Origin of the sequence: Paraburkholderia sp. BR14374 (assembly GCF_040948685.1) — a bacterium.
GTDB classification, from domain to species: domain Bacteria; phylum Pseudomonadota; class Gammaproteobacteria; order Burkholderiales; family Burkholderiaceae; genus Paraburkholderia; species Paraburkholderia youngii.
On the sequence record NZ_JBFPKF010000003.1, the window covers coordinates 1 to 17,972 of the forward strand.

16 protein-coding genes and 1 riboswitch are annotated in these 17,972 nt (G+C 65.6%); of the genes, 9 read left to right on the forward strand and 7 right to left on the reverse strand.

Annotated features, from left to right (window positions below; translation table 11 throughout):
* Positions 1-317 (forward strand): hypothetical protein (locus tag AB3X86_RS07145; RefSeq protein ID WP_368595417.1); only part of this gene is annotated, 317 nt, incomplete at its 5' end.
* Positions 318-488: 171 nt separating this feature from the next.
* Here the strand turns inward: AB3X86_RS07145 and AB3X86_RS07150 are convergent.
* Entirely contained in the window at positions 489-1,229 is a 741-nt protein-coding gene (locus tag AB3X86_RS07150) for a CbtA family protein (protein ID WP_368595418.1), read from the reverse strand.
* 11 nt (positions 1,230-1,240) lie between these two features.
* A complete protein-coding gene (locus AB3X86_RS07155; RefSeq protein ID WP_176378948.1) occupies positions 1,241-1,462 on the reverse strand; it encodes a CbtB-domain containing protein in 222 nt (73 codons plus the stop codon).
* A gap of 40 nt (positions 1,463-1,502) precedes the next feature.
* A riboswitch (cobalamin riboswitch) is annotated at positions 1,503-1,658 on the reverse strand.
* Positions 1,659-1,734: 76 nt separating this feature from the next.
* Here AB3X86_RS07155 and AB3X86_RS07160 point away from each other — a divergent pair.
* Positions 1,735-2,355, forward strand: coding sequence for a histidine phosphatase family protein (locus AB3X86_RS07160; protein ID WP_368595419.1), 621 nt, complete (start codon positions 1,735-1,737; stop codon positions 2,353-2,355).
* 13 nt (positions 2,356-2,368) lie between these two features.
* On the opposite strand, the gene AB3X86_RS07165 is transcribed toward AB3X86_RS07160, so the two are convergent.
* Complete coding sequence (locus tag AB3X86_RS07165; protein WP_176378946.1) at positions 2,369-2,809, reverse strand: hypothetical protein; 441 nt, start codon at positions 2,807-2,809, stop codon at positions 2,369-2,371.
* A gap of 195 nt (positions 2,810-3,004) precedes the next feature.
* On the opposite strand from AB3X86_RS07165, the gene AB3X86_RS07170 reads away from it, so the two are divergent.
* The 7 genes from AB3X86_RS07170 to AB3X86_RS07200 all read left to right on the forward strand — a co-directional run bounded on the left by AB3X86_RS07170 (position 3,005) and on the right by AB3X86_RS07200 (position 11,850).
* Positions 3,005-4,519: an ATPase domain-containing protein gene (locus AB3X86_RS07170; RefSeq protein ID WP_368595420.1), complete on the forward strand. Its 1,515-nt coding sequence runs from the start codon at positions 3,005-3,007 to the stop codon at positions 4,517-4,519.
* Between the two features lie 3 nt (positions 4,520-4,522).
* Positions 4,523-6,181 (forward strand): ATP-binding protein, encoded by a 1,659-nt coding sequence (locus tag AB3X86_RS07175; protein WP_368595421.1) that lies wholly within the window; start codon positions 4,523-4,525, stop codon positions 6,179-6,181.
* An 85-nt stretch (positions 6,182-6,266) separates the two neighbouring features.
* Entirely contained in the window at positions 6,267-6,890 is a 624-nt protein-coding gene (locus AB3X86_RS07180) for a MarR family winged helix-turn-helix transcriptional regulator (RefSeq protein WP_368595422.1), read from the forward strand.
* Between the two features lie 6 nt (positions 6,891-6,896).
* Positions 6,897-8,999 carry an FUSC family protein gene (locus AB3X86_RS07185; RefSeq protein ID WP_368595423.1) on the forward strand — a complete coding sequence of 701 codons (2,103 nt, stop codon included), beginning with the start codon at positions 6,897-6,899 and terminating at the stop codon, positions 8,997-8,999.
* A gap of 69 nt (positions 9,000-9,068) precedes the next feature.
* Positions 9,069-9,278, forward strand: a complete 210-nt coding sequence (locus AB3X86_RS07190; RefSeq protein WP_176123222.1) for a DUF1656 domain-containing protein — start codon at positions 9,069-9,071, stop codon at positions 9,276-9,278.
* Positions 9,275-10,285 (forward strand): efflux RND transporter periplasmic adaptor subunit, encoded by a 1,011-nt coding sequence (locus AB3X86_RS07195; RefSeq protein ID WP_368595424.1) that lies wholly within the window; start codon positions 9,275-9,277, stop codon positions 10,283-10,285. Before AB3X86_RS07190 ends, AB3X86_RS07195 begins: the two co-directional genes overlap by 4 nt.
* The gene (locus AB3X86_RS07200; RefSeq protein WP_368595425.1) at positions 10,282-11,850 is read left to right on the forward strand and encodes an efflux transporter outer membrane subunit; all 1,569 of its coding nucleotides are present in this window, start codon (positions 10,282-10,284) and stop codon (positions 11,848-11,850) included. Before AB3X86_RS07195 ends, AB3X86_RS07200 begins: the two co-directional genes overlap by 4 nt.
* A 214-nt stretch (positions 11,851-12,064) precedes the next feature.
* On the opposite strand, the gene AB3X86_RS07205 is transcribed toward AB3X86_RS07200, so the two are convergent.
* From AB3X86_RS07205 to xylG, 4 genes are all read right to left on the reverse strand, one after another.
* Positions 12,065-12,526, reverse strand: coding sequence for a (2Fe-2S)-binding protein (locus AB3X86_RS07205; protein WP_368595426.1), 462 nt, complete (start codon positions 12,524-12,526; stop codon positions 12,065-12,067).
* A 55-nt stretch (positions 12,527-12,581) separates the two neighbouring features.
* Positions 12,582-14,852, reverse strand: coding sequence for a molybdopterin cofactor-binding domain-containing protein (locus AB3X86_RS07210; protein WP_368595427.1), 2,271 nt, complete (start codon positions 14,850-14,852; stop codon positions 12,582-12,584).
* A gap of 291 nt (positions 14,853-15,143) precedes the next feature.
* Positions 15,144-16,343 (reverse strand): sugar ABC transporter permease, encoded by a 1,200-nt coding sequence (locus AB3X86_RS07215; RefSeq protein ID WP_368595428.1) that lies wholly within the window; start codon positions 16,341-16,343, stop codon positions 15,144-15,146.
* Positions 16,340-17,899 (reverse strand): D-xylose ABC transporter ATP-binding protein, encoded by a 1,560-nt coding sequence (gene xylG, locus AB3X86_RS07220; RefSeq protein ID WP_176107255.1) that lies wholly within the window; start codon positions 17,897-17,899, stop codon positions 16,340-16,342. Before xylG ends, AB3X86_RS07215 begins: the two co-directional genes overlap by 4 nt.
* Between the last annotated feature and the right edge of the window lie 73 nt (positions 17,900-17,972).

Below are 17,972 nucleotides of genomic sequence, written 5' to 3' on the forward strand. Positions count from 1 at the left end.
TACTGTGTGAGGCTTCTGATACTTTTGCCTTGCAGCAGATCCATACGGATCCGCCGCCGCATTCCGCATCAAGCGCCCACACTTATCGGCTGTTAGTTTTTAAAGATCGATCCGCCCAACCCGCAGCACCTGAACCACCACCCGGCACCGCTTCGTTTGCGTCGCTGCGTCTGCAGCAGAGAAACGAGATTATGGAGAGCGGTCCGCGCCGCGTCAATACCCTTCTCACAAATTATTTTAAAAAGTTGAAGAGCTTAAAAATTGAGCAGTGCCGCGTACAACATGAATTAGTTAGGCGTCCAATAGGATTCCCATAGGCGCCGCGTCGAGTGAAGGTGCGAAAAGCCGTTAAGCAGCTTTTCCACAGAAAATGTTCGCAAGGCTGTGGATAACCGCTCCACAACCGCGCCAAGTACTTGATCCAAAACCATTCTCGCGCGTTGCGCGCGAAGCGTCGCCGCTTGCGCGGCCACGCGTCACCGTCCTATTCAGGCGGACTTCATCGTCACCCGCGCATTCGTACGCATAAAAGCACTGCGCTCGACCATCGCGCCGAACAACAGCCCGATCGTCGTCCACATGACCACCTGCATGCCGATCGCCGCAACGCGGAACTTCCACAGCAGCACGGCCGGGAACGTGGCCGGCACTTCATTGATGACCGGCATCGACAGTTGTACGGCCGCGATGATCGCGACGAATAGGAGCCCCGCGACGATCGAGCCGTTCCATGCACCCAGCTTCGCCGCCGCGCGGCGCCGCACCTTCAGCGAAAACACCATCGTCGCGAGAGAAATCGCGATCATCAGAAAGAATAGGCCCGTGCGCGCGCCGATCGTGTCCGGGTCACCGACCGACGGCGGATTGGCCGGATACTTGATATTCGGCACGACCACGATGGCGATGAACGCGCCAAGCGCGAGCCACGCGGACAGCGCGCGCACGCTCAACGAACCCGCGCGTCCATACGCATAAGCAAACACCAGCGAGAACAGACCGCCGAATGCCGCGCCATATGTGACCACGCCAGTCAGCAGGCCGAGGCCAGCCTGCGTCTCACGGCTCACGATTTCGGGCTCGGGCGCCTCGCCGCGCGCGGCGGCCGCTTTCTCTTCGAATGAAATCGCCTGATCGACCTGTGGTTCACCGACGATTCGCGCGAACGCGAACGTGAGCAAGCCCGCGACGATGCCCGCGAGCATCCCGCGCACCAACAATTTACCTACCATGTCGAACTCCGTTAGTGGCAGGGAAAGCCAAGCAGATGGCGGCCGTCGTGCACGAACTCATGCACGTACATGCCAGGCACGAGCGACGTCGCACCCTGTTCCGCACCAACGAAGTAAAGCGCGAACAACAGCAGCAAGCCGCCGAACACGACCCACGGCAGCAGTTCACGCAAGGGAATGGGAGTGGGCTGGACCGCCGGTTGCGCGGCGCGATCGAAAACAGCTTTGGTCATGATGGACATCTCCTGGGGTAACGCGCCCCGATAGTCGATTGCAGAGGAATGGTGCGAAGCTCAGGTCTGGCTTTCGGCTCTTGTGGATTGCAAGGCCGATTACAGTGGCGCGACCGCGCCGGGCTCTCACCGGCTTCCGTGCTTCGCAGTGTCGGTATTCTACGCGCTAAACTGCGGCTTCCGCGACGGCGAGGGCACGCCGCAACGCGCAACGCACGCCGCGAGCCCGTCAAGCCACGCAGGCAAGTGCGAATGAGGCGCTAACGCAAAGAATGGATACGCGACTATTACTGGTGAGCCATGCGGCAACGGCCGCGCAGCGCGCGGGCCGCTTCCCCGCCGACGATCCGCTCGACGCGCGCGGCCGCGCCGAAGCCGAAGCGGCGCGCGCCCGTCTCGCGCTTCCCGCCGACGCCACCGTATTCACCAGCCCCGCCGCCAGCGCCCGCGAAACGGTCGCCGCGCTCGGTCTGAGCGCCACGCCTGCCGACGCATTGGCGGATATCGACTATGGCAAATGGCGCGGCCAGCGCCTCGCGGACATTGCCGACGAAGCCCCCCGCGAACTCGCCGCCTGGACGCGCGAGCCCGACGCGGCACCGCCCGGGGGTGAATCGTTCGATCGACTTGTGCGGCGGGTCGGAGAGTGGCTCGACGCGCAACAGGCAGACGTACGTTCATGCAACGCGGTCAACGAAGCAGGCTTCGCGGCCTCTGCACACGGTCGCACCATCGTCGCGATCACCCACGCAACGCTTCTTCGAGCGGCAATCGTGCATGCCCTCGGCGCATCGCCAACCGTGTTCTCTCGCATCGAGATCACGCCGCTGTCGGTCGTCGAATTGCACCACTCGCGACGCGGCTGGTCATGGTGGCCGTCTGCCACCGCCTGAACGGAACCGTCGCTTACCTGCCCGATACCACCAGCCGCAACCGGTTCGCCCCCTCGGGAGTCAGCGTGATTTCGGTGCGTCGATCCTTCGCGCCGAGATAAAAGTGCTGACGTCCCGGCGAATTCTGATCGTGCGTTGCATCGGGCAGGCACGACGCGATGTCGGCCGCGACCGCTTCCAATGCATCCCCGTTCGAGCCCGCCGCCTGATGCGGTGTCCAAGTGCACCGGAAACTACGATGCGCGGCTGAACATTGCGCGTCGTCGCCATAAGGTTGCGCGACGCCTTTGCCGTCGTCGGGCGTCAGCGAGGTGAAGCCGTCCGGCGCCGCGGCGACGATCCGTTTGAGCGCGCCGCAAGGTCTGGGGCTGTCGTCGGCGGATGCGCCGACCGGCAGCAGCGCAACGAGCGATGCCGCGGTAAGCGTGATAGCGGAGAGTCGATAGGTTTTCATGTTGCGCGTGAAGCTTCTAGAGGGCTGCTGAAAAAGCTCGCAGCGAGCCACCCTCAACAGCACGCTTCATGCCCATGCGCGCGAACACCCAGCAGGCAGGCGGCGCAGGACGGCACACAAATTGCATGGCGCCATATCGGCCGCAACATCACGCCGCTTCCGAACAAAGCCACTGCCGACGTCATTTCAACCATCATGTCGACTACCACCGCCGCCCCCAGCCCCGCCCGCTTATCGTCGGGCATCGCAGGAATCGACGACATCCTCGGCGGTGGTCTTACGCCGAACCGCATGTACCTCGTAGAGGGTGCGCCAGGCACGGGCAAAACGACCCTGGCATTGCAATTCTTACTCAAGGGCCTCGACGAAGGGCAGACCGGTCTTTACGTCACGCTGTCCGAAACGCGTGCCGAACTGCTCGCGATCGGCGCGAGCCACGGCTGGGATCTGAGCCGCTTCAAGATACTCGAACAGCTGCCCGAAGAAGGGCTCGAACCGCAATACGAACAGAGCGTGCTGCACCCGGCCGAAGTCGAACTCGGCGAAAGCGTGCGCAACGTGATCGAACACGTCGACGAACTGAGACCCGCGCGCGTCGTGCTCGACAGCCTGTCAGAACTGCGTCTGCTGGCGGAGAACCCGTTGCGCTACCGTCGGCAGATTCTCGCGCTCAAGCACCATTTCTCGACGCGCGCATGCACGGTGCTGCTGCTCGACGACACGTCGGCCAGCGCCTCTGGCATTCAGCTTCACAGCATCGTGCACGGCGTGATCAGCCTCGACAACATTGCCCAGGATTACGGCGGCAACCGCCGGCGTCTGCGCATCGCGAAGATGCGCGGCATCAAGTTCCGCGAGGGCTATCACGACGTCACGCTGAACACCGGCGGACTGCGCGTCTATCCGCGCCTCGTCGCCGCCGAGCATCACCGCGAATTCGGCACGAGCCCGATGAGCACCGGCACGCCCGGCCTCGACGCGCTGCTCGGCGGCGGCCTCGTTCCCGGCACCAATTCGCTGATCATCGGCCCGTCGGGGGTCGGCAAAACCACCACCGTCGTGTCGTGCCTGCTGGCCGCGCTCGAACGCGGCGAGCGCTGCGCGTACTACGTGTTCGACGAAACGCTCAGCACCCTGGTGACGCGCTGCGCGACGCTCGGCATGGATCTCGCAACGCATGTCGACAGCGGCCTGCTGACGCTGCGCCAGATCGATCCCGCGGAAATTTCGCCGGGCGAGCTGTCGAGCGACGTGCGCAACGCGGTCGAAAACGAAGGTGTGCGCTATGTCGGGGTCGACAGCCTGAACGCCTATCTGCAGGCGATACCCGGCGAGCGTTTCCTGCTGCTGCACATGCACGAGTTGCTCGGCTATCTGAATCAGCAGGGCGTGGTCACGATGCTCGTGCTCGGGCAGCACGGCATCATCGGCGAGGTGCAGACCGAGGTCGACATCAGCTATCTGAGCGACGTGGTCGTGCTGTTCCGCTACTTCGAGCATCACGGCGAAGTGCTGACCGCGGTAACCGCCGTCAAGAGCCGCGCGAACGATCATGAACGCACGATCCGCCAGTTCCGACTCGGCACCAAAGGCGTCGAGGTCGGCGAAGCGCTGCGTGACTTCGAGGGCGTGCTGTCGGGCCTGCCCTCGTATCGCGGCAGCACCGCGATGCTCGGTGCGGCGAATCTGATCGACACGTCGAGACAGTAAGCGATGGAGCAGCGCGTCCTCATCCTCGCACCGTTCGGCCGCGACGCCGAAGTGATCGCCGCTGTGCTGCACAACGACGCACGCGCCTGCGTGACCTGCGACGACGCCGACGCGCTCACCAGCGAGCTCGACGCCGGCGCGGGCACCGCGCTGCTCACCGAGGAAGCGCTCGCGAACGGCCACGGCTCGGGCCTCTTTGCGTGGCTCGAACGCCAGCCCGCATGGTCCGACTTCCCGTTCATCCTGCTCGCCGCGCGCAGCATCGGCCATCGCTCGACGCGCGGGCTCGAAGTGCTCGAACGGCTCGGCAACGTCGTCGTGCTCGAACGTCCGCTCAATTCGGAAACCTTGCGGCGCGCGGTCGCGTCATCGTTGCGCGCCCGCGGGCGGCAATATGAATCGCGACGGCTCCTTGCCGAGCGCATCGAGGCACAGGACGCGCTGGAGCAGCTGAACGATTCGCTGGAAAGCCGCATCGCCGCGCGCACGCACGAACTCGCGTCAGCCAACGACCGGCTGATGGCCGAGATCCACGAACGCGCGAAGGTGCAGGCCGTGCTCGTGCAATCGCAGAAAATGGAGGCGCTCGGCCAGCTGACTGGCGGCATCGCGCACGACTTCAACAATCTGCTGAACGTGATCATGGTGAACGCGGAACTGATCGCGCGCGTGAGCGGCGACGAACGCCTGCGCGGCATGGCCGCCACCGTCAAGCGTGCAACCGAGCGCGGCGCGAAGCTGACCGGCCAGCTGCTGACCTTCTCGCGCAACAGCAACCCGAATCTGAAAGCGATCGACGTGGTCGCGCTGCTGCAAGGCATGCGCGACATCATCGCGGTGTCGCTCGGCTCCAGCATCCGCTATAGCAACGACTTCGAGCGTAATGAAATGTGGACCCGGGCCGACGCGAATCAGCTCGAGCTCGCGGTGCTCAATCTCGCGATCAACGCTCGCGACGCGATGCCGGATGGCGGCCGCCTCGACATTCACGTGGCCCTGCGCGATGCGCCCGACCAGACGCTGAAGCAAGGCCGCTACGTCGTGATCGAAGTCACCGATACCGGAGAAGGCATTCCGCCCGACGTCCTGTCGCGCGTGTTCGATCCGTTCTTCACGACCAAGCCTGTCGGCAAGGGAACGGGGCTCGGCCTGAGCCAGGTGTATGGCATCGCGAGGCAGGCGGGCGGCACCGCGCGCATCTTCAGCGAAGAAGGCACCGGCACCACGGTGCAGATCTGGCTGCCGATGCGCGAGCGGGTGGTCGCGCACAACAAAGCGGAGTCCGACGCGGAAGCGAACGCAGCCGGCGACAAGCACGTGCTCGTGGTCGAGGACGACAATGAGGTGCGCGCGATGCTCGTTGAATCGTTGCGCATGCTCGGCTATACGGTGACCGAGGCCGCCGACGGCCAGGCGGGCCTCGACCGCCTCGTCGACGATCATCCCGATCTGCTGATGGTCGACTTCGCGATGCCGGGCATGAACGGCATCGACGTGATCGCCGCGGCTCGCAAGCTGCGTGCCGATCTTCCGGTGATCCTCGCGACCGGTTATGCGGACGTGAACATTTCCGATCTCGCAGTCAAGCATTGCACGATCCTGCGCAAGCCGTTCCAGCTCGACGATCTGGCGCGCACGGTGCGGATCGGGCTGGTTGCGTGATTCGCACCGCAGACTGCTCCGGTTCGGCCACGAATTCCAAAATCAATAGTTTGCTAACGAATATTTTGGAAATACAATACCGGCCATGTCGAGTCTCGATGCCTTGCGCCGCACCGTCAGCAGCACGCTGGTCCTCGCCGCCAGAAAGTGGCGGCGCACGAGTCATGGTGTCCTCGCGGCCTTCAACGTCTCCGAAGCGTGCGCGACGCCGCTTCTGACCGCAAGCCGGCTCGGCTCGGCGGTGCGTCAGGTCACGCTCGCCGATCACATCGGCATCGAGGGGCCATCGCTCGTGCGGCTGCTCGACCAGTTGTGCGCGGCCGGCCTGATGCGCCGTGACGAAGACCCCGAAGACCGCCGCGCGAAGACCGTCGTCCTGACCGACGAAGGCCGGGCCGTCACCGCGAAGATGGAAGAAGAGCTCGTCACGCTGCGCGCGCAGGCGCTCAAAGGTGTATCGCGCGACGATCTCGAAGCTGCGCTGCGCGTGCTCGCCGCATTCACGACCGATGCCGCCGCACGTGCCGAACCAGGCGGCGGCGGCGAGCCCGAGCCGGCCAAAGGCGAGGCGCTTGCCAGCAAGGTCAAACGGACGAGCGGCAAAAGCGCGGCCAAACCGGCCGGCAAATCACGCGGCACCGTCAAGGCGCGCAAGTCCACCAGGCGCGGCGCGCGAGCCAACGCGCCGCACAACGCCGATTCCGCGTAACGGCTTATGGTCTATCCCACTCTCCGCGACTGGCTGTTCTCCGTCAAGACGTTCGCCGCGGCCATGCTCGCGCTCTACATCGGCCTCGCGTTCCAACTGCCGCGGCCGTACTGGGCGATGGCCACCGTCTACATCGTGTCGAACCCGTTCGTCGGCGCGACCCGCTCGAAGGCGATCTATCGTGCGCTGGGCACGGTGCTCGGCGCGTCGGGCGCGGTGCTGCTGGTGCCGCCGTTCGTCGAATCGCCGTACCTGTTCAGCGTGATCGTCGCAGCGTGGACCGGCACGATGCTGTACCTCGCGGTATCGGACCGCACCGCTCGCAGCTACGTGTTCATGCTGGCCGCCTATACGATGCCGATCATCGCGCTGCCATCGGTGACGAATCCGACCGGCGTCTTCGATCTCGCCGTGAGCCGGACCCTCGAGATCCTTGTCGGCATCGTCTGCGCGAGCATCGTCGGCAGCGCGGTGTTTCCGAGCCGGCTCGCGCCGACGATCATCGAGCGCACCGACGCATGGTTTCGCGACGCCGCGTTCTACGCGACCGAAACGCTATCGGGCCGTATCGCAAGCTCGGCGATTTCCGGCGCGCGGCAACGGCTCGCGAGCACGATCAACGGTCTGGAACTGCTGCTGAGCCAGCTCGCCTACGATCACACGCGGCCCGACGTGCTCGCGCGCGCGCATGAACTACGAGGCCGCATGCAGTTGCTGCTGCCTATCATGTCGTCGCTCGCCGATCCGCTTCTCGCGCTTTACAACAACGGCCCGCAACACTGGCCCGAAGGGCTGCAGACGCTGATCGACGACGTCATCAAGTGGTTCGACCAACCGCTGCCCGAGCCGAGCGAGGGCTATCACGCGGACGAAACCGCCAACGCGCTGCGCGCGCGCATCGCCGCGATGCGCCCGCCCGCCGCCGCGCTCGCGCATTGGGACGGCGCGCTGCTGTCGAATGCGCTGTGGCGCCTGGGGCAAGTGATCGACGTGTGGCAGGACTGCCGCTCGCTGCGCATCATCATCACGCGCGAGGAAGGTTCGTGGCGGCCGCATTTCCGTCACTGGCGGCTCGGCGGCACCGAGCGCTTCTACGATCGCGGCATGATGCTGTTCGCGTCGCTGTCGGCGGGCGCGGCCGTGGTGCTCGCGTGCGCGCTGTGGATCGGCTCGGGCTGGAACGACGGCGCGAGCGCGGTCACGCTGGCGGCAGTGGCCTGCTGCTTCTTCGCCGCGCTCGACGAGCCCGCGCCGTTCGTGTTCCGCTTCTTCGTCGCGACGGGCGTCGCCGTCGTGGCCGCGGGCCTCTATCTGTTCGTCGTGCTGCCGCAGGTGCACGACTTCGCGATGCTGGTGATCCTGTTCGCCGCGCCGTTCATTCTGGTCGGCACGCTGATTCCACGCCCGCAGTTCAACATGGTGACGGTGCTGGTCGCGGTGAACACGGCCACCTTCATCAGCATTCAGGACGCTTACGACGCGAACTTCCTGACGTTCCTGAACGCCAACCTCGCGGGCCTTTCCGGCCTGCTCTACGCCTATCTGTGGACCCGCGTGACGCGCCCGTTCGGCGCCGAGCTCGCCGCGGCGCGCCTGTTGCGCTCGAGCTGGGCCGACGTCGCGCTGACCGCATCCACGCGGCCGATCGAAGATCCGCGCAACCTCGCCGCGCGCATGCTCGACCGGTTGATGCAATTGATCCCGCGCCTCGCGGCCACCGACGATTACCGCCATCCATCGATCGAGAGCTTCCGCGACCTGCGCATCGCGTTCAACGCGCTCGATCTGCGCCGCCTCACACGCAAGCTCGGCGGCGAAGCGGCCGGCGCGATCGAGCATGTGCTCGATGGAGTGCGTACATACTACGAGAGCTGCGTCGCTCGACGCCACCGCGAGCCGGTACCGGACAGCCTGATGTCGTTGATCGACGTGGCCGTCGCGCGCGTCACCGCGCAGGGGCTCGCCAACGCCGCGGCGCCGACCGAGACCTCGCCGACCTCGGCGCGCCAGTTGCGCGATGCGCTGCACGCGCTGGTCGGCTTGCGTCTTTCGCTGTTTCCGGCGACCCTCACGAAACCAACGCCGACCGAACCGGAGGCCGCCGCGTGATGTACCCATTCTTGCGCCACCGCTCGTACCCGCTGGCGCGCCCCGCCCCCCCTTTTCCCAGTTCCCGCGATGATCGGTGAAATCGATATCTTCGGCGTGTTCGTACCGTCCGTGCTGGTCCTGATGTTGATCGCGTATCTGATCAACCTCGGCATTCGCACCGTGCTCGATTACGCCGGGTTTTACCGCTTCGTCTGGCATCGCTCCGTCTTCGATCTCGGCATCTATGTGCTGGTGCTGGGCCTTGTCGTCGTCGTTTCGCACAGACTAATAACGTGAAAAAAACCTGGTTCTCCGTCGGTCAGATCCTGCTGACCCTGATCGTCGTGGTGGTCGCGGCATTGGTGCTGTGGAAACTCGTCAACTACTACTTGTTCGCGCCGTGGACCCGCGACGGCCACGTACGCGCCGACGTGATCCAGGTCGCCCCCGACGTGTCGGGACTGATTTCGTCGGTCGAGGTCATGGACAACCAGCAGGTCAAGCAGGGCCAGGTGCTGTTCAGAATCGATCAGGCGCGCTACACGCTCGCTTTGCGTCAGGCCGAGGCAACCGCGCAGCAGCGCCGCGCGACGCTCGATCAGGCGCGCCGCGAATACGCGCGCAACCGTCAGCTCGGCAATCTCGTGGCCGCCGAAGTGCTCGAAGAAAGCCGTTCGCGCGTCGACGCGGGCGAAGCCGCGCTTGCCGATGCGAACGTCGCGATCGACACCGCGAAGCTGAACCTCGAACGTTCGACGATCAAAAGCCCGGTCGACGGCTATCTGAACGACCGCGCGCCGCGCGCTGGCGAATTCGTCGCGGCGGGCCGCGCGGTGGTCGCGGTGGTCGACATGCATTCGTTCCGCGTCGACGGCTACTTCGAGGAGACCAAGCTGCGCGGCATCGACATCGGCCAGCCGGTCGACATCATCGTGATGGGCGAGCCGAAGCCGCTGCGCGGGCACGTGCAGAGCATCGTCGCCGGCATCGAAGACCGCGACCGCACGCAAAGCGCCAATCTGCTGCCGAACGTGAACCCGGCGTTCAGCTGGGTGCGGCTCGCGCAGCGCATTCCGGTACGCGTCGCGCTCGATGAAGTGCCCGCCGATTTTCGCCTGATCGCGGGGCGGACCGCGACGGTGTCGGTGCGTGACCTGTCGCCGGTCAGGACCCGAGCCGTGTCGGGCACGGGCGGCGCATCTGGCTCGGTCGCCGCTTCGGCTGCGCCGGTGGCGCCGGGTTCGTCGGTGGGCTCCGGGTCGGCCGGGGCAACGGCCACCGCACCGTCGGGCGCGTCGCAATGAAGTTCGTGCGTACCTTGTCCTCGCTGGCGCCGCGCTTGCCGCTGCTGCCACTGCTGCCGTTATTGCCGCTCACCTTCGCGCTGAACGGCTGCATCAATGTCGGGCCGAACTACACGCTGCCGAAACAGGCGCTCGTCAATGCGCCGCTCGCCACCGGAGCGATCGAGGGCGCCGATCCCACGCTGACGTCGAACCTCAATACGCCGACCGTCTGGTGGAAGCTATACGACGATCCGGTGCTGAACGGTCTGGTCGAACAGGCGTTGAAATCGAATACCGACCTGCGCGTCGCGGCCGCGAATCTCGCGCGCTCGCGCGAAGCGCTGGGCGTGGCGCAGGCGCAGGGCGGCTTCTCGGGCAACGCGTCGGTGGCGATCCAGCGCGCGCAGGAATCGGCCGAGCAATTCCTGCTGTTCGAGAAACTGCCGGTCGCCAATCTGGGCGACATGGGCATCAACGTCTCGTACGAAATCGATCTGTTCGGCAAGCTGCGCCGCGGTGTCGAAGCGGCGGCGGCGGACACCGAGGCGGTGGAAGCCGCGGGCGACCTCGCGCGCATCACCGTCGTTGCGGACGTGGTGCGCTCGTACGTCGAACAATGCTCGGCGGCGGAGGAATTGCACATCGCGCAGCAATCGCTCGCGTTGCAGAAGCAGCGCGTGGATCTGTCGCGCCGTCTGCGCGACGCGGGCCGCGGCAACCAGACCGCGGTCACGAGCGGCCAGACCCAGGTCGAGACGCTGACGGCAGACATTCCGCGCTACACCGCGCGCCGCAAGATCGCGCAATACCGGCTCGCAATGCTGCTGGCGCAGTCACCGTCCCAGTTGCCGCCGGCCGTGCTCGCGTGCGACCGGCTGCCGCAAATCCACCAGCCGATTCCGATCGGCGACGGCGCCGGGCTGCTGCGGCGGCGCCCGGATGTGCACGAAGCCGAGCGTCAGCTCGCGGCGTCGACGGCGCGCATCGGCGTCGCGACCGGCGCGCTTTACCCGAGTATCAGCATCGGCGCGTCGGCGGGCTTCACCGGCATTCTGGAAGACATTCCCACCCAGCCGACAGCGCGTTGGGGCTTCGGTCCGCTGATCAGCTGGAACTTCCCGGCCAATGGCGCGCGGCAGCGGGTCCGTGAAGCCGAAGCGTCGAGCCAGGCCGCGCTCGCGAAGTTCGACGGCGTGGTGCTGGGCGCTCTGCGTGAAACCGAGACCAACCTCGCAACCTACGCGTCCGATTACGCACGCGCTGAAGCGCTGCGCGCGGCGCTGAAGTCGGCCGCGCAATCGGCGGATGAAACGCATCGGCTGTATCGCGCGGGACGCGAGTCGTTCATCGCCGACCTCGACGCGACGCGCACGCTGACGTCCGCGAAGTCGCAGCTCGCGGCGGCGGAAGGGCAGGTGGCGGTCGATCAGGTCAATCTGTTCCTGTCGCTGGGCGGCGGGTGGGAGGTCGGCGGGCAAAGCACACCGGGAGAAACGCGGCCGCAGTTGCAGGCAACACCTGTGGCGGGCAAGCCGAGCGTGAAGTCGGGAGCGTCGGGCGCCGCGACTGCGAAAGCGCCTTGATCGGCCGTCTTACGATTTATTTTTTACAAGCTTTCTTTTTGCTTTCCCTTTCGGTTAAATACGTGACACCACTTCAACTACGGGGTCTCGTATGTCGCCATTCATGCAGGGCGTAGTCACGTTGGGCGGATGCATCGGTATCTTCACCGCGGTGGTGACGGTAGTCGAAATGTTTGCGCGTTGAGTTGGGCGGGCGGCGCTCCGCAAGAGCGGCTCAGCTCTTGCGCGCCTTCGCCGCCGCCTGATGTATCGCCGCCCGCACCCGCGGATACGTGCCGCAACGGCACACCACCGGCGACATCGCCTCGTCGATGTCGGCATCGGTCGGATCGGGCTTGTGTTTCAGCAACGCGCAAGCCGCCATCAATTGCGCGCTCTGGCAATAACCGCACTGCACCACATCGAGTTCGAGCCACGCGGTCCTCAGCGCCTGCGCCTCGCGTCCCTGCAAACCCTCGATCGTCGTGATCTTCTGCGTATGCAGGCTCGACATCGGCGTCTGGCAAGCGAGGCACGCGGCATCATCGAGATTGATCGTGCATGCGCCGCAGATGCCCACGCCGCAGCCGAACTTGGTGCCGGTCATGCCGAGATCGCAGCGCAGTACCCATAGCAGCGGCATGTCCGGGTCGGCATTGACCAGCACCCTGCGTCCGTTGATGTTCAGTACCGCCATGCCTGCCTCCTGAGTCGCCACGCTGCATCGCAAGCTGTTGCCTGTCCGCCGTCCGTCATGCAAGCCGCAACGGCAGAGCCCGCAAACGCTGCCCCGTCAGCGCGAACACCGCATTGCCCACCGCCGGCGCGATCGGCGGCACGCCCGGCTCGCCGACACCTTGCGGATGCAGTTGGCTCGGCATGATGTCGACTTCGATCGCCGGGCACACATTCATCCGCACGACCGGAAAGTCCACGAAGTTCTTCTGCTGCACCTGGCCGTTGACGATCGTGATCTCGTTCTGCAACGCGCTCGACAGCCCAAACACGATGCCGCCTTCCATCTGCTGACGGATCAGGTTCGGGTTCACCGGTAAGCCGCAATCGATCACGCACACCACGCGATGCACGCGAATCTGCCGGTTGGCCCCGATCGACACCTCCGCGACCTGCGCCACGACGCTGCCGAATGCCTCGTGCAACGCGACGCCACGGGCGCAGCGCGCGCCATCGGCGGCGGGTTCGAGCGGACGTCCCCAGTCCGATAACTTCTCGACACGCTTCAGGACCGCGAGATGACGCGGATGCTGGGCGAGCAGCATCGCGCGAAACGCGATCGGGTCCTGGCCGGCCGCGGCGGCGGCTTCGTCGGTGAAGCTCTCGGTGAAGAAGGCCTGATGCGAGTGGCCGACCGAGCGCCAGAAGCCGATCGGCACCGGCAATTCGACGATCTTGTGCGACACGCGCGCGGCCGGCCACTCGTACGGTTGATCGAACGCGCCTTCGCAGGTGGTCTTGTCGATCGGAATGCGGGGCATGCCGTAGTAGCGCGCGAGCGCATCCGGCACGATCGCCTGGCCCGCCGACTTCGCGTGCCACGCGACCAGCTTGCCCTGTTCGTCGAAGCCGGCCTGCAGCCATGCCGCGCACGCGGGCCGGTAGAAGTCGTGCGTGAAATCCTGCTGGCGCGACCAGATGGTCTGCACCGGACGGCCATCGGCCTCGCGCGCGATCGCCGCGGCCTGCGCGACGAAATCGAGTTCGAGGCGCCGGCCGAACGCGCCGCCCAACAACTGCGTCTGCACATCGACGAGATCGACGTCGAGGTCGAGCACTTTCGCCGCATGGTGCCGCGCGAGCCGCGGCATTTGCGTCGATACCCAGACGGTCGCCGCGCCGTCGGCGACCTGCACCGTGCAGTTCAGCGGCTCGACCGCGCCATGCGCGAGGTAGGGCGCGTGATAGACCGCTTCGATCTTGCGCGCCGCGCGGCTCATCGCGTTGTCGACGTTGCCGATGACGTAATACACGTGACCGTCCGTATGGTCGAGCGCGTCGACGAGGTGGCGATCCACCTCCGTGCTCGACAGCTTCGCGGCTTCGCCGTGATGCCAGCTCACGTTGATCGCCTCGACCGCGTTCATCGCGTGAAACGCATTGTCCGCGATCACGGCTACGCCGCCGGTGCCGCCCGCATACGGCCGCACGGCGAGCGCCTTGATGAAGCCCGGCATCTTTTGCGCGGGCGTCGCGTCGAAATGCGCGACCGTGCCGCCGAGCGTCGGGCACATCACGACGCTCGCATAGACCAGGCCGTTCGGCAGCACGTCGATGCCGAAGCGCGCCGCGCCGTCGATTTTCGACGCGGCTTCGAGGCGCCGTACGGGCTGGCCGATCAGCTTGAAGTCGGCGGCCTGCTTCAGGACCACGCTGCGCGGCAGCGGCTGGCCTGAGGCCACCGACGACAACTCGCCGAACGTCGCCTTATGTCCCCGCGGATGCAGCACGTAGCCCTGTTCCGCGCGGCATTCGCGGACCGGCACGTCCCAGCGCTCGGCCGCCGCCCCGATCAGCATCACGCGCGCCGACGCGCCGGCCTCGCGCATCGGCGTCCAGAGATCGTTCATGCTCGACGAGCCGCCCGTCATCATCGTGCCGATCTCACGCACCGCCTTGCTCGTAATCCACACGGTGCCGCGCCGGATATAGCTGTCGTCGTCCGGGCGAAACGGCAGATCGTCGACGATGCTCTGCACCGCGTTGTAGATCCGGTCGATCGGCGCCTCTTCGACGTGCACCTGCGACCAGTCGGCGTCGAGCTCTTCGGCGAGCAGCATCGCAAGCCCCGTATGGATGCCCTGCCCCATCTCGGCCTTCGGCACGATGATCGTCACACGGTTATCGGTGTCGATCTTGACCCAGCCGTTCAGCGCGACCTGCGTGCCTTGCGTCGGCAGCGGCGTCGACGTCATCAGGCGCTGGCGCGGCGGCAGCACGCCCCAGCCGACCAGCAGCCCGCCCAACGCACTGGCGCCGCCAAGCAGAAAGGTTCTGCGCGTCAACATGGCATGACTCGCTCGGCTGGCTCGATGGTAGGAAAGCGGCGACAGCGCCGATGCACCCGTCTTTGACTGCGAATAGTAATAAGACGAATCGGCGTGCGTGAGACTTAATTGCGCGCGTGAACCTGGAGCGGCCGTGCGGCGTGGAAAGGCGGGGACTGATAGCGGTGGGGGAAAGTCGTGGGGTGTTTCATTAACTGCTGTCGCGCGGGCCGCGGTGTGCGAGCGCGATTAAAACCGCTGGCACACCACGAACCTTGCGCTTTGATTCAATCAGGCGATCATGCGACCGGATCAACGGCGGTTCGAACCCGAGACTACATCGATCCATACGGCCAGCACGAGGATGCCGCCCTTCACGATCATCTGCCAGTATGCGTCGACGTCGAGCATCGACATGCCGTTGTCGAGGCTCGCCATCACCAGCGCGCCGATCAGCGCGCCGTACACGGTGCCGGAGCCGCCGCGCATCGACGTGCCGCCGATGAAGCACGCGGCGATCGCATCGAGCTCGCCCATCGAGCCGGCCGACGGCGAACCGGCCGCGAGCCGCGCCGTGTTGACGATGCCGGCGAACGCGCACATCAGCCCCATCAGCGCGAAGATCGCAAGCTTCACGCGGTCGGTGTTGACACCCGAGAGCCGCGTCGCTTCGAGGTTCGAGCCGACCGCGTAGATGCGGCGTCCGAACACGGTCTGCGTCGCGATCCACGTGAAGATGCCGAGCAGCGCGAGCAGCAGCAACACCGGCACCGGAATGCCGCCGTAGTTGTCGAGCATCGCGACGAAGCCGGCGAGAATCGCGCCCGCGCCGACCACCTTCGCGACGTCCTGCCAGAACGGCACGACGCGCAGCTGATAACGCTGCCGGTTGGCGCGCTGGCGGATCGTCAGGAAGGCCAGCAGCACGAACAGCACGACGGCGAGCGTGTCGCCGGCGAGCCGCGGCAGATAGCCCTGCCCGACGAACACGAAGCTGTCCGACACCGGCGCGATCGTCGAGCCGCCGGTAATGCCGAGCAGAATGCCGCGATATGCGAGCATGCCGCCGAGCCCGACGATAAACGACGGCACGCGCCGATACGTCGACCACCAGCCGTTGAACAAGCCGACCACGATGCCGAGCAGCAGCACGACCGGAATGGTCACGCCGATCGGCCAGTGCCGGTTCACGTCGAGAATCGCCGCGACGCCGCCGAGCAAGCCGAGGAGTGAGCCGACAGACAGGTCGATTTCACCGGCGATGATCACGAACACCATGCCGCACGCCAGCATGCCGGTAATCGACATCTGCCGCAGCAGATTCGACAGGTTGCGCGGCGTGACGAACGCGCCGTGCGTAAGCGCCGAAAAGAAAATCCAGATCACGGCCACGGCAATCAGCAGCGCGAGAATCTTGTAGCGCGCGAACAGTTGCTGGAGCCGTTGCGAGCCGCCGAATGGGTCTCGCGGCGCGGCGTTGTCGGTGCGTTGGGAAGTTACGTCGGGAGTCATGCGGCACTCGCTGCGGTTGAGTTCGTAGATAGATGCACGGGGCGGATCGCGGCGCCGAGAATGTCTTCCTGCGTGAGACCGTCGTTGACGAAGTCGCCGCGCAACTCGCCTTCGCCGATCACCAGCACACGGTCGCTGATGCCGAGCACTTCCGGCAATTCGGACGACACCATCACGATCGACATGCCGCGCTGTGCCAGCTGGAAGATCAGCTTGTAGATCTCGTACTTGGCGCCGACATCGACGCCCCGTGTCGGTTCGTCGAGGATCAGCACGGTCGGGTTGGTCAGCAGCATGCGCGTGAGCACGGCCTTCTGCTGATTGCCGCCCGACAGACTTGCAATCGATAGCATCGGATTCGCCGCGCGCACGGAAAGCCGCTTCATTTCCGTATGAATCGTGTCGAGTTCGGCTGCGGAATCGATGCGTCCGCCCGACGCGAAACGCTGCAATACCGCAAGCGTGATGTTATGGCCGACGCTCATGCCCGGCACGATGCCGTGGCGTTTGCGGTCCTCGGGCACCATCGCGATGCCGGCGCGAATCGCGTCGATCGGCGCGCGGATCTTCAGCGGCTTGCCGTCGAGCACGACATGTGCCTCGCTGATGCCCGCATACGCGCCGAAGATCGCCTGCATCAGCTCGGTTCGGCCCGCGCCGACGAGCCCGGCGACGCCGAGAATCTCGCCGCGTCGCAACGAGAACGACACGTCGTCCACGCGCTTGCGGCGTGGATTCGTCACGTCGAAACAGGTGACGTTGCGGGCTTCGAAGATCACGTCGCCGATCGGATGCGGCTCGCGCGGAAACAGATTCTTGATCTCGCGGCCGACCATCAGCGCGATGATCCGCTCGGTCGTCAGCGCGTGCATCGGCTCGGTCGCGACATGGCGGCCGTCGCGGATCACGCTGATCGTGTCGCAGACTGCCGCGACTTCGTCGAGCTTGTGCGAGATATACACGCAGGCAATGCCGCGCCGTTTCAGATCGCGCACGATGTCGAGCAGAATCGCGATTTCCGAGGCGGTCAGCGACGACGACGGTTCGTCGAGAATCAGCAGCTTCGCGCGCTTGTTCAGCGCCTTCGCGATTTCGATCAGCTGTTGATGGCCGCCGCCGTAGTTCATCACGGGCTGCGCGGCGTTGATGCCGCTGATGCCGAGTTCGCGCAGCAGTTCGTCGGCGCGCTGATACATCGCCGCGTAATTCATGCGGCCGCCCGGCAGTGTGATTTCGTTGCCGAGAAAGATGTTTTCCGCGACCGACAGCTCCGGCACGAGCATCAGTTCCTGGTGGATGATGATGATGCCCGCGCGTTCGGTGTCGCGTACGCTCGCGGCCTTCAGCGTCTCGCCTTCCCAGGTTATTTCGCCATCCCAGGTTCCATGCGGATACACGCCGGACAATACCTTCATCAGCGTCGATTTGCCCGCGCCGTTTTCGCCGCACAGGCCCACGCATTCGCCCGGCGATACGGTCAGATCGATGCCATCGAGCGCCTTCACGCCGGAAAAAGCTTTGACGATGCCGCGCATCGTCAGAAGAGGTTGCGTCATTCGCTATGCCTCGCTGCAAGTTGGGCCGATGTTCGAGCACGCTCCCGGGCGCGACGGCCCGGGAGCGTGGCGT

What these genes read in the sequence shown, in the direction of transcription:
- AB3X86_RS07215 (WP_368595428.1), bottom strand. Translation starts at nt 16,343, where the DNA reads ATGACTCCCGACGTAACTTCCCAACGCACCGACAACGCCGCGCCGCGA.
- AB3X86_RS07155 (WP_176378948.1), bottom strand. Translation starts at nt 1,462, where the DNA reads ATGACCAAAGCTGTTTTCGATCGCGCCGCGCAACCGGCGGTCCAGCCC.
- AB3X86_RS07210 (WP_368595427.1), bottom strand. Translation starts at nt 14,852, where the DNA reads ATGTTGACGCGCAGAACCTTTCTGCTTGGCGGCGCCAGTGCGTTGGGC.
- AB3X86_RS07175 (WP_368595421.1), top strand. Translation starts at nt 4,523, where the DNA reads ATGGAGCAGCGCGTCCTCATCCTCGCACCGTTCGGCCGCGACGCCGAA.
- AB3X86_RS07205 (WP_368595426.1), bottom strand. Translation starts at nt 12,526, where the DNA reads ATGGCGGTACTGAACATCAACGGACGCAGGGTGCTGGTCAATGCCGAC.
- AB3X86_RS07170 (WP_368595420.1), top strand. Translation starts at nt 3,005, where the DNA reads ATGTCGACTACCACCGCCGCCCCCAGCCCCGCCCGCTTATCGTCGGGC.
- xylG (WP_176107255.1), bottom strand. Translation starts at nt 17,899, where the DNA reads ATGACGCAACCTCTTCTGACGATGCGCGGCATCGTCAAAGCTTTTTCC.
- AB3X86_RS07200 (WP_368595425.1), top strand. Translation starts at nt 10,282, where the DNA reads ATGAAGTTCGTGCGTACCTTGTCCTCGCTGGCGCCGCGCTTGCCGCTG.
- AB3X86_RS07165 (WP_176378946.1), bottom strand. Translation starts at nt 2,809, where the DNA reads ATGAAAACCTATCGACTCTCCGCTATCACGCTTACCGCGGCATCGCTC.
- AB3X86_RS07180 (WP_368595422.1), top strand. Translation starts at nt 6,267, where the DNA reads ATGTCGAGTCTCGATGCCTTGCGCCGCACCGTCAGCAGCACGCTGGTC.
- AB3X86_RS07160 (WP_368595419.1), top strand. Translation starts at nt 1,735, where the DNA reads ATGGATACGCGACTATTACTGGTGAGCCATGCGGCAACGGCCGCGCAG.
- AB3X86_RS07150 (WP_368595418.1), bottom strand. Translation starts at nt 1,229, where the DNA reads ATGGTAGGTAAATTGTTGGTGCGCGGGATGCTCGCGGGCATCGTCGCG.
- AB3X86_RS07185 (WP_368595423.1), top strand. Translation starts at nt 6,897, where the DNA reads ATGGTCTATCCCACTCTCCGCGACTGGCTGTTCTCCGTCAAGACGTTC.
- AB3X86_RS07190 (WP_176123222.1), top strand. Translation starts at nt 9,069, where the DNA reads ATGATCGGTGAAATCGATATCTTCGGCGTGTTCGTACCGTCCGTGCTG.